The 890-nt window shown below is 65.5% G+C and carries 1 protein-coding gene; it reads right to left on the minus strand.

From position 1 onward, the window contains the following. Nucleotides 1-890 (minus strand): FAD-dependent oxidoreductase (locus tag VSR34_RS38035; RefSeq protein WP_342965192.1); only part of this gene is annotated, 890 nt, incomplete at both ends.

The raw sequence follows: 890 nt of genomic DNA on the forward strand, positions 1-890 counted from the left end.
AGCCCTTTCACATGCGTCTTGCTGATGATCGGGCACGCGTCGGGCGAAACATCGACAATGCCGCCCCACTGCCGGTTCATGCGCACGCGCGAGAACACCGGGAACATTTCGACGATGGCCTGCAGCGTGCCCTCGATGATATGGAAGCTGCCGCGCTGTCCGAAGCCCGTGTACTGGTCCACGCCCGCGCCGATCACGAGGTCGCCCTTGTCGGACTGGCTGATATAGGCATGCACCGCGTTGGACATGATGACGGTGTTCACGACGGGCTTGATCGGCTCCGACACCAGCGCCTGGAGCGGGTGGCTTTCGAGCGGCAGGCGCACGCCCGCCATGTCGGCGAGCGTCGTGGTGTTGCCGGCGGCCACCACGGCGACCTTCTTCGCCTTGATGAAACCCTTCGAGGTGTCCACGCCCGTCACGCGCGCGCCGTCGCGGCGGATGCCCGTCACCTGGCAGTTCTGGATGATGTCCACGCCGTGCTGGTCGGCGCCGCGCGCGAAGCCCCACGCCACCGCGTCGTGGCGCGCCACGCCCGCGCGGCGCTGGATCGAGGCGCCCAGCACGGGGTAACGGCTGTTCAGGTTGATGGTCGGCTCGATTTCCTTGATCTGCTCGGGCGTGAGGAATTCGGCGTCCACGCCGTTCAGGCGGTTCGCATTCACGCGGCGCTCGGTGTCACGCACGTCCTGCAGCGTGTGCGCGAGATTCATCACGCCGCGCTGGCTGAACATCACGTTGTAGTTCAGGTCCTGCGAGAGCCCTTCCCAGAGCTTCATCGCCTTTTCGTAGAGCGCCGCGGATTCATCCCACAGGTAATTGGAACGCACGATGGTCGTATTGCGCGCCGTATTGCCGCCGCCGATCCAGCCCTTCTCCAGGATCGCGAC

It is taken from the genome of Paraburkholderia sp. JHI2823 (assembly GCF_038900695.1).
GTDB lineage: Bacteria > Pseudomonadota > Gammaproteobacteria > Burkholderiales > Burkholderiaceae > Paraburkholderia > Paraburkholderia mimosarum.